The organism is uncultured Rikenella sp. (genome assembly GCF_910579375.1).
In the GTDB taxonomy this organism is placed as follows: domain Bacteria; phylum Bacteroidota; class Bacteroidia; order Bacteroidales; family Rikenellaceae; genus Rikenella.
The window spans coordinates 1-8702 of sequence record NZ_CAJTUJ010000074.1; the positions used below are offsets into that span (position 1 = coordinate 1).

Below are 8702 nucleotides of genomic sequence, written 5' to 3' on the forward strand. Positions count from 1 at the left end.
GCATAGCCCAAAGCTCGCCCCAGTTCCCTGCCCCGTGTCAGCCTCACTGCGGCTCCGCTTGCGTTCCGCCGCGTTTTCGCGCGCCTGGGGAAATCCAGTCAAAACGCACAAGTGCATTTTGACGATTCCCCTCTTTAGGCGGCGGCGCGCGATCTGATCACTGCTCCTCCTGGAACTGTTCTCTTTGTGAACAAAGAGAACCAGAAAAACTTTAGAGCGCATCCCTAAAGGGATGCTCTGGCCGTGTCTACCCGCATGTGCAAAACCGCGACAGCCTCGGCCCAAATCAGTCGCTACAACAGCGGTCACAACGGAGATTATCCCCAAAAGCACTTCCCCCGCCGACACAAAAAGTGTAACTTTGTCCACCAAGCCCCCCCTGAAACGATGTTTTTAGAACGAATCTCCATCCTGAATTTCAAGAATATCGAGGAAGCCGAACTGGAATTCTCGGCCAATGTGAATTGTCTGGTCGGCGACAACGGCGCAGGAAAAACCAACCTGATCGACGCCGTCTACTACCTCTCGATCAGCAAAAGCTCGGTGGGGCTGACCGACGGACAATCCGTGCGGCACGGCTCGGACTATTTTATGCTCGACGGCCGCTATTCACTCAGTGAAGGAGAGCGGCGGGAGGCGATCGTATGCAGTTTCAAACGCGGCGGAGGAAAAGTCATCAAACGGAACGGCAAAGAATACGACCGGGTGTCGGAACACATCGGCCTGCTGCCGCTCGTGATGGTTTCGCCCGCCGACACCGCCCTGATCCACGAGTCGGGCGACGAACGGAGACGGTTCCTCAACTCGTTTCTCTCCCAGACCGACCGCGAATACCTCACGGCGATCGTCCGTTACAACCACCTGTTGCAGGAGCGCAACCGGCTGTTGAAAACAGGCATGGGGTCGGCTTTCGACGAGATTCTGGAGGTGCTGGACATGCAACTGATCGAGACCGGAACGGCGGTGCACGAGAAACGGGCCGAGATGATTCGGCGGCTGGCTCCGAAAGTAGCGGAGTACTACGGCATTCTCTCGTCGGACAGGGAGGAAGTCACCGTCTCCTACAAATCGGAGCTGACCGAGACACCGTTCGCCGAACTGCTGACGGCGGCGAGGGAGAAAGACCGGGTGTGCGGCTTCACCAACTGCGGCGTGCACCGCGACGACATAAAATTAGAGATTCTGGGATTCCCGATCCGCAAATACGGCTCACAGGGCCAACAGAAATCCATGCTGCTGGCCCTGAAGCTGGCACAATTCGATATGATGCGGGAATTACGAGGGATTCGGCCGATTCTGCTGCTGGACGACGTATTCGACAAACTCGACATGGCGCGGGTCGAAGCGCTGATCGGTATGGTCTCGTCGGATCGTTTCGGCCAGATCTTCATCACCGACAGCAATAAGATTCGGTTAGAGGGAATTCTGACCCGGCTGACGGAAAACTACAAGCTCTTCGGGGTGAACGGGGGACGGTTCACGGAACTGTAACCTCCTCTCTCTTTGTCCAAAAATCCGCCTATTTCGGGAACCGCGGTACCATGCCGAGTCTCGTCATCCCTTCATACCAGCCGTTCCGCCGTTCGGGAATCGTCTTCATAAAAGGCAGAATATCGTCGCCATATGCCCGCCGGGAATAGAAACACAACAGCGACGCCTTCTTCCCGTCGATCACCACCTGCCGATAGTAGTGTATATCGACCTCCACGCAATCCAGCACACCGTCCCGCCCGTCGCTGACGATAAATTCTAGGATATATTCTCCCGGTTTATCCGGATTTTCCGTCACCAAATACCGGCAGACCTGGTCCGTCTCCCGGCGTCTCTCCAACTCGGCCACTTTCGCCCGGACAGCCGCCTCAGGCGTTCTGTCCCAAAAGATCACGCTGACGGTAAACATCTGCGTGTAGCGTTCGAGCGTCTCGCCTTTGGGCAGGTACTCCTGAAGATAATAGATATCCTGCGGATGGGCGCTCCAGGCGAGATAAAACTTCGTTCCATCGTACTTGATGGGATTGCCCGCATCGAAATAGGCGACAGGCTCTGAAGCGGCCCACCCGGACCGCACCAGAGCCGTCAGCAAGATGCAAAACACAAAAAAATGTTTCATGGCAGATGGAGTTAAATACTTCTATCTTTTTTGGAGGCCGTCCCCTAAAACCGAAGCACCGCCACCACCGGCATATGGTCGGAGAGGTACCGCACCCCGTATCCGTCGGGAATCACCTCGTAGGTGACAGGCACGAAACCGCGGAAAAAGATATGATCGATCACCTCGCCCTCTTCGCCGTGTCCGAATCCGCGATAGGTGACCGGCGGCAGCGAGTCGCCCTGAGGCCGGGCAGCCTGCGAACTGCGTGCTTCGGCAAACCCCGGAGCATCGACCAGCGGAGCGAGCGACGGATCGGAGGTCGGATAGTTGAAATCGCCCATCACAATGGCCGGTATCGAATCGCCGAATCGTTCGATCCGTTCCAGCATCAGTTTCGCGCTTTCGCGTCGCGCTACGGTTCCCACGTGGTCGAAGTGGGTGTTGACCACTATAAATTCCCGACCGGTAGCCCGCTCCTGCAACCGCACCCAGGTGGCGATCCGCACGCAAACGGCATCCCATCCCAAACCGGCCTGCTCGGGCGTTTCGCTCAGCCAGAAGTGGCCGTCCGCCACCGGTACGTACAACGAGTCCCGATAAAATACGGCGGCATACTCTCCGGCCTGAGCTCCGTCGTCGCGCCCCACGCCGACATAGGAGTAATCGGTCAATGCCGAGTCCAAAAAGGCGACCTGCTGCGCCAGCCCCTCCTGGATCCCCATCACGTCGGGCCGGACGGTTTCGACCATCCGCACGACGGCATCGCGCCGGTTGTCCCAATAATCGGGCCCGTCGTCCGGATTGGCATAGCGGATGTTAAAAGTCATCGCCCGCAGGGTCGAAGAGTCGGCAGCTTCTCCGTTTTTTCGGGTCGCGCTGCCGCATGAGACGAATGCGGTGACTCCCGCAGCAACGAGCAGGGTCAAAAGAATACGTTTCATATTTTGTTAGGTGTTAAACGATTTCGCAGGGTAAAGATAGCGAAATTTCGGTTGGATTCCGGTGGTTCAAGAAGCCGCCCCGGGCTACCGCAGCGCTGGCACCGGAGAGCTGCTGAGCACAGGCAATGGAGGTTACAGGTTGGTGCGCAACTGCAAACGACACTAAAGGTCAAGATTTAAATTTCAGTTTTCAAAATCTTAGCCCGACCTATTCCGACATTCGCTCTTCCGGTTTTCAGTTGCGTTGCCTCTCGGAATAAACGCGCCCTTTACTGGCAGCCTCTACCCCTACAATTCACAACAGCCTCACCCAGCTCCCTATCCTATCTGCACGCAAAGCGCGAAGGAGTTTTGACCTGCCTAAAACGAGACGCCGCGCAATTTGCGGATCAACATGCCGTAATTCGTAATCGGCACCCCGCAACGAACCGCCGCCCGGATCCGAGCCTGCACCATCCGCCGCGTCGCCACGCACCCCCCGCACTGCACAGCCAACGCGTAAACAGACAACCGCTCCGGCAACGGATCGCGACCGCTCACAAACGTAAACTCCAGCGACCCGATCCCCGTATACTCCCGCAACCATCCCGGGATTTTCGTCCGGCCGATATCGTCACACGTCACCTGATGCGAACAATTCTCGATAATCAGCACCCGGTCTCCCGCCTTCAAACCGTCCACCGCCTCCAATCCCTCCCGGTAAACCGCCGCATCTCCTTTCTGCTCCGCCAGCAATACGCTGAACGACGTCACCTCCGCCTCCGGACACCGCTCCCGCACCAGCGTCGTCACCTCCCGAAACGCCTGACTGTCCGTCACCACCAGCCTCGGAGCATGGAGCCGCAACGCCTCTCCCAACTGTTCCGGCTGCACGACGATCGCCACCGCCCCCAGCTCCAACGCCGCCCGCAACGCCTGTACCTGAGGCAAAATCAACCGTCCCGCCGGCGCTCCCGCGTCGATCGGACAAACCAGAAGAATCACCCCTCCCGCCACAATCGCCCGCTCGCCGAAAAACGGCGACATTGCATCCGCCTCCCCCGGAATCGCAGCGCAAATCCGCTGAAGCACCTCCTCCGCCGACAAATCCGCGGCACGGGAAGGCAAAAGCAAATACGGCACATCGTTCGCCCGAATCCGATCGAGCAACCGCTGCTCCGCCCCCGACGGACGAGCGTCCGCCAGCAAGACCACCGCCAAATCCACCTCCGAAAGCGTCTGCCACGTCTTCGCCACCCGCAACCGCCCCACTTCTGACCCCTCGTCATCGATCCCCGCCGTATCGACAAAGATCACCGGCCCGTAGCCCGCCACCTCGAAAACCCGGCGCACCGGATCGGTCGTGGTTCCCGCCACGGGCGAAACCACGGCAGCCTGCTGACCGGTAATCCGGTTCAGCAGGCTGCTCTTCCCGACGTTCGTCACGCCGTAAATCCCCACCCGCGGCGCCCGTTCGCCACCGCACGCACGCCGATTCGAATCCTTACTCCCCATTGGCCTGCATCACATTGAGTTTCACGTCGTCCAGCGTAATCTCCGCCCCGCTCAGAATCAACAGCCGCTCGACCGCATTGTGCAACTCGCGGATATTCCCCGTCCACGGCATCCCCACCAAAGCCTCCATCGCCTCCGCCGTAATCGTGCTTTTGGGCTTTCCCTTCTCCGCACAGATTTTCCGGATAAAATGCTCGACCAGCAACGGAATATCCTCCCGTCGATCGACCAGTTTCGGCACGTGGATCAGAATCACGCTCAGCCGGTGGTACAAGTCCTCGCGGAAATTCCCCTTGGCAATCTCCTCGATCAGGTTTTTGTTGGTCGCCGCCAGCACCCGCGCATCGACGTCGATATCCTTGTCCGACCCGACGCGTGTGATCTTCCGCTCCTGCAACGCCCGCAGTACCTTGGCCTGCGCCGCCAGACTCATATCGCCGATCTCGTCCAGAAAGATCGTCCCGCCGTCCGCCTGTTCGAATTTTCCCTTGCGCTGTTTGATCGCCGAAGTAAACGCCCCTTTCTCATGCCCGAAGAGTTCGCTTTCGATCAGTTCCGACGGAATCGCCGCACAGTTCACCTCGACGAACGGCATGTTCACCCGGTCGCTCTTTTCGTGCAACCACCTGGCCACCAACTCCTTCCCCGTACCGTTCGACCCCGTGATCAAGACCCTCGCATCGGTCGGGGCCACTTTGTCGATCAGGGTCTTCACCCGCTGAATGGCCGGCGACTCGCCCACGATTTCCGCCACTTTACGTATCTTGCGTCGCAAGGTCTTGATCTCCTTGACCTGCGACCCGCGCTCCAGCGCGTTTTTGACCGTCACCAGCATCCGGTTCATATCGACCGGTTTTTCGATATAGTCGAACGCCCCTTTCTTGATACACTCCACCGCCGTGTCGATATTTCCGTGTCCGGAGATCATCACGACCGTCTGATCCGGATGGGTCTCGATCAATTTGTCGAGCAGTTCGATGCCGTCCATCTCGGGCATCTTGATGTCGGAAATCACCAGTTCGAACGGTTCGTCGCACACCATCTTATATCCGGCCGCTCCGTTTTCGGCCGTTTTCACCGTATGTCCCTCCATCTCCAGCAACTCGCCGATGATGTTGCGGATGCTCCGTTCGTCGTCGATAACCAGGATTTTAGCCATATGCAAACCTTTTTTTTCGAATTTCCAAAGTTAAGCATTATATTTGCTTTGTTTTCATTCCCGCGGGGAAATAAATTTCCGACCGACTCCCCGTGTTTTTCCGGCGACGGTATCGCCTTGTTTTCAACACACATGAACAGAGAAAAATCGAGACTCCTGCTCTCGGAGTACGGACGCAACGTCCAACGAATGGTGGCCTATCTAAAGACGATCGAAGATCGGGAACTCCGCAACCGGCAGGCCGAGGTGGTGGTGGCGGTGATGGGGAACGTCAATCCGGCGCAGCGGGACAGCGAGGGTTTTCAGCACATGTTGTGGGATCATCTGTTTATGATCGCGGATTTCGACCTGGATGTGGATGCACCGTATCCGAAACCGACGCCGGCGATGTTCGCGCCGCATCCGAAACGGATGAGCTCGTCGCAGAGCTATATCGCCCAGAAACAGTACGGGGCGAATGTCCGGAGGATGGTGGAGACGCTGGCCGTCGAACCGCAGTCGGAGGAGCGGGATGCGGCAGCGGCGAGTGTGGCGAAGTATATGAAACAGAAGTCGTTCGAATACAACAAAGAGTTTCCTTCGAACGAAGGGGTGATCGGCGACATCCGGCTGATGTCGCGGGGGCGGATCGTGTTGGAGAGCGACACGCTGGATCACACGCGGATCGATACGTCGAGCGTGCGGAGCGCGAGCGGCAACCGGATGAACAAAACCAATCGGAATAGCGGAACGAATACTCCGGGGACGATAAGCGCGGGGACGGGAACGGGCAATAATACGGGCAACGGGGCGGCGGCTCCGCGGAAATATGTCCGGCGGAATCCGGGAACGGGGGGGAACAATACCGGCGGAACGAACAATCGGGCATAATCTCCAACTTTATTATACGCAAGAGGCGTTCTTTCTACGGGAACGCCTCTTCGTTTTTATATCGTATGATACACCCGCCTTACCGCTCCTCCATCCACTGCACTTCGACCGGTTTTTTGTCGATATAATTCGGGAACGCGAATTTCGGCATCCCGAGCGCCATCCCGGCATAGACTTTCCGTCCTTTCCCCACCCCCAACAGCTGTGCGAATCTCCCTTTTCGGTCCTGCTTCATCGCCGAGAGGACGAATCCGGTATAGATCTGGCTCACTCCCAAGCTCTCGGCCATCAGCGACCCGTTTTCATAGGCCAAATTGGTGTCTGTCGCTCCGAAACGCGAATCGGCGGGGGCACAAATAAAAACGACAGCCTGCGCGTCCCGCAAGACGAGGTCTTCGCCTCGCCCCCACGCTTCGATCAGTCGCCGGAAAGCGGGCAAATAGGCATACACCTGCGGCACCACTCGCCGCAACAGGGGACGCAACACCGGGTTCTCCAATTTCCGTCGCACGCCGTCGAACGTGTCGAGGGTCAGTTGGATGATCTGTTTCAACTTCTCGGGGTCGGTCACGACGATGAACGAGACCTCTTGTCGGTTGCTGGCGGTCGGCGCCCGGTGAGCGGCCTCCACGATCTGTTCCAACAGGTCGCGCGGCACAGGACGGTCGGTCAGCGCGCGGTTCGAGCGCCGTGCCCGACAGAGCTCCAGCACTTGCTCTGCCGTGGGCAGGGCGTTCCGGTCGACGGGGTGCACTTTTTCGGCGGGAAACTCCGTATGGGTCACTGCCCCGGTCGGACAAGCGGCTACGCAATGCCCGCACACGATACAGGTTTCAGGCCGTTCGATCCCGACAGGGGCTTTCGGTTCGGCCTGCGTAAAAATCCGCGACGGGCAGACCGCGACGCAGCGCCCGCACCGGATACAGGTGGACGAATGGATATCTAAGGTAAAATTCATGCGGATGGTTTTTCGTACGTTTTCGGCAAAGATAGCGAATCCGGACAGATGTTCCGCTCGCCTGGTACCCCGCCCCGGGCTACCGCGGTCACGGCGAGGGGGCACCAAACGGGATGGGCAGTGGGGGCTACAGCTGGTCTTCCAGGGTCAGTGGCAATCTGGGTATACACTTGGATTTCCGCATGACATGGCTCAACCCCGGCACCGCGAACGGTCGTGGTTTCGGTTTTCAGTTGCGTTGCCTCTCGGAATAAACGGGCCGCGTGCTCGCGGTGGGCAAAGGGCTAGAACTATTCTTTAGGTGCCTCTACATGTAGCCCCATTGGAGCAGCCGGAGCCAGCGTGGGCAAAACGAGCATCGCGAGTGGCGGCCCTACGCCGAGGGTGGCTCCGGCCCGCGCGGCTCTGCGAGCCGCAGGAGCTCGGCCAAGAGTTCAGCCTAACTCACAGCCCAAATCTTTCGGGTTCGGCCTTGTCATCCAAACGGGTCGAAACCTGCGGGGCCTAAAACGAGCATAGCGAGTTGCGGGCCGCCGCTGCGGGAGGCTTCGGCCCGCGCGACCCTATAGGTCGCAAAAGCACAGCACTCATTCACCGCCCCAACCATTCGGGTTCGGCCTGTCACCCATCACCTATTCTCGGAAATTCGTCCTCGGCGCGCCCCCCTCGCGCCGCTAAAGCGTCGCTGCGCCCGAGGACGGCGATTCTGCGAATCGCGCTACTCGCTCTCAGTTTTAACTGTTCGCCGCCAGCGGTGAGTGCAACGAGCTCAGACGAGTTGCAGCCCGCCGCATGGGGTGGCGGCGAACTGCACGGCTCAAAGAGCCGCAACTGCACTACCTCATTCGTCGCCCCAATTCTGTCGGGTTCGAGCTGCGGCGTCCGACCCGGGCACCGAAGATGCCCCGCCGCAAGCCCGGCGGCTCGAAGAACCGCAAAAGCAACACCTTTTTCTGACGGCTTCGGCCTGTCGCCCACTCCCCCGAGCGGCAAAGCCGCTGGGCGAACAGGCCGGCGATTCTGCGAATCGCGCTACTCGCTCTCGTACCAAATTCCAGCCCAAAGCTCGTCCCCATGCTCGGCCCAGCGCAGCACGAAAACCGTTTCCGGTTTTCGTGCCCGAAGAACAATCGCAGCCCAAAGCCCAGCCCAATTCTCCGTCCCGTGTCCGCCTCACTGCGGCTCCGC

At 58.9% G+C, this 8702-nt stretch carries 8 protein-coding genes; 3 read left to right on the forward strand and 5 right to left on the reverse strand.

Annotated elements, in window-relative coordinates; translation table 11 throughout:
* The first annotated feature begins 387 nt into the window (after nucleotides 1-387).
* On the forward strand, nucleotides 388-1491 hold the full coding sequence (locus tag QZ302_RS06915; RefSeq protein WP_294593916.1) for a DNA replication/repair protein RecF: 1104 nt from the start codon (nucleotides 388-390) through the stop codon (nucleotides 1489-1491).
* A 28-nt stretch (nucleotides 1492-1519) separates the two neighbouring features.
* Here the strand turns inward: QZ302_RS06915 and QZ302_RS06920 are convergent, their stop codons facing one another.
* From QZ302_RS06920 to QZ302_RS06935, 4 genes are all read right to left on the reverse strand, one after another.
* Complete coding sequence (locus tag QZ302_RS06920) at nucleotides 1520-2110, reverse strand: hypothetical protein (protein WP_294593918.1); 591 nt, start codon at nucleotides 2108-2110, stop codon at nucleotides 1520-1522.
* Nucleotides 2111-2154: 44 nt separating this feature from the next.
* The gene (locus QZ302_RS06925; RefSeq protein WP_294593920.1) at nucleotides 2155-3033 is read right to left on the reverse strand and encodes an endonuclease/exonuclease/phosphatase family protein; all 879 of its coding nucleotides are present in this window, start codon (nucleotides 3031-3033) and stop codon (nucleotides 2155-2157) included.
* 360 nt (nucleotides 3034-3393) lie between these two features.
* The gene (locus tag QZ302_RS06930; RefSeq protein ID WP_294593922.1) at nucleotides 3394-4527 is read right to left on the reverse strand and encodes a GTPase; all 1134 of its coding nucleotides are present in this window, start codon (nucleotides 4525-4527) and stop codon (nucleotides 3394-3396) included.
* Nucleotides 4517-5686 (reverse strand): sigma-54 dependent transcriptional regulator, encoded by a 1170-nt coding sequence (locus tag QZ302_RS06935; protein WP_294593924.1) that lies wholly within the window; start codon nucleotides 5684-5686, stop codon nucleotides 4517-4519. The genes QZ302_RS06930 and QZ302_RS06935 overlap by 11 nt, the downstream gene beginning before the upstream one ends.
* Before the next feature lie 132 nt (nucleotides 5687-5818).
* On the opposite strand from QZ302_RS06935, the gene QZ302_RS06940 reads away from it, so the two are divergent.
* The gene (locus QZ302_RS06940; RefSeq protein ID WP_294593925.1) at nucleotides 5819-6556 is read left to right on the forward strand and encodes a DUF4290 domain-containing protein; all 738 of its coding nucleotides are present in this window, start codon (nucleotides 5819-5821) and stop codon (nucleotides 6554-6556) included.
* Between the two features lie 79 nt (nucleotides 6557-6635).
* On the opposite strand, the gene QZ302_RS06945 is transcribed toward QZ302_RS06940, so the two are convergent.
* Nucleotides 6636-7514, reverse strand: coding sequence for a nitroreductase family protein (locus QZ302_RS06945; protein WP_294593927.1), 879 nt, complete (start codon nucleotides 7512-7514; stop codon nucleotides 6636-6638).
* Between the two features lie 113 nt (nucleotides 7515-7627).
* Between QZ302_RS06945 and QZ302_RS06950 the strand changes: the two genes are divergently transcribed.
* The gene (locus QZ302_RS06950; RefSeq protein ID WP_294593929.1) at nucleotides 7628-7768 is read left to right on the forward strand and encodes a hypothetical protein; all 141 of its coding nucleotides are present in this window, start codon (nucleotides 7628-7630) and stop codon (nucleotides 7766-7768) included.
* Nucleotides 7769-8702 lie beyond the last annotated feature (934 nt).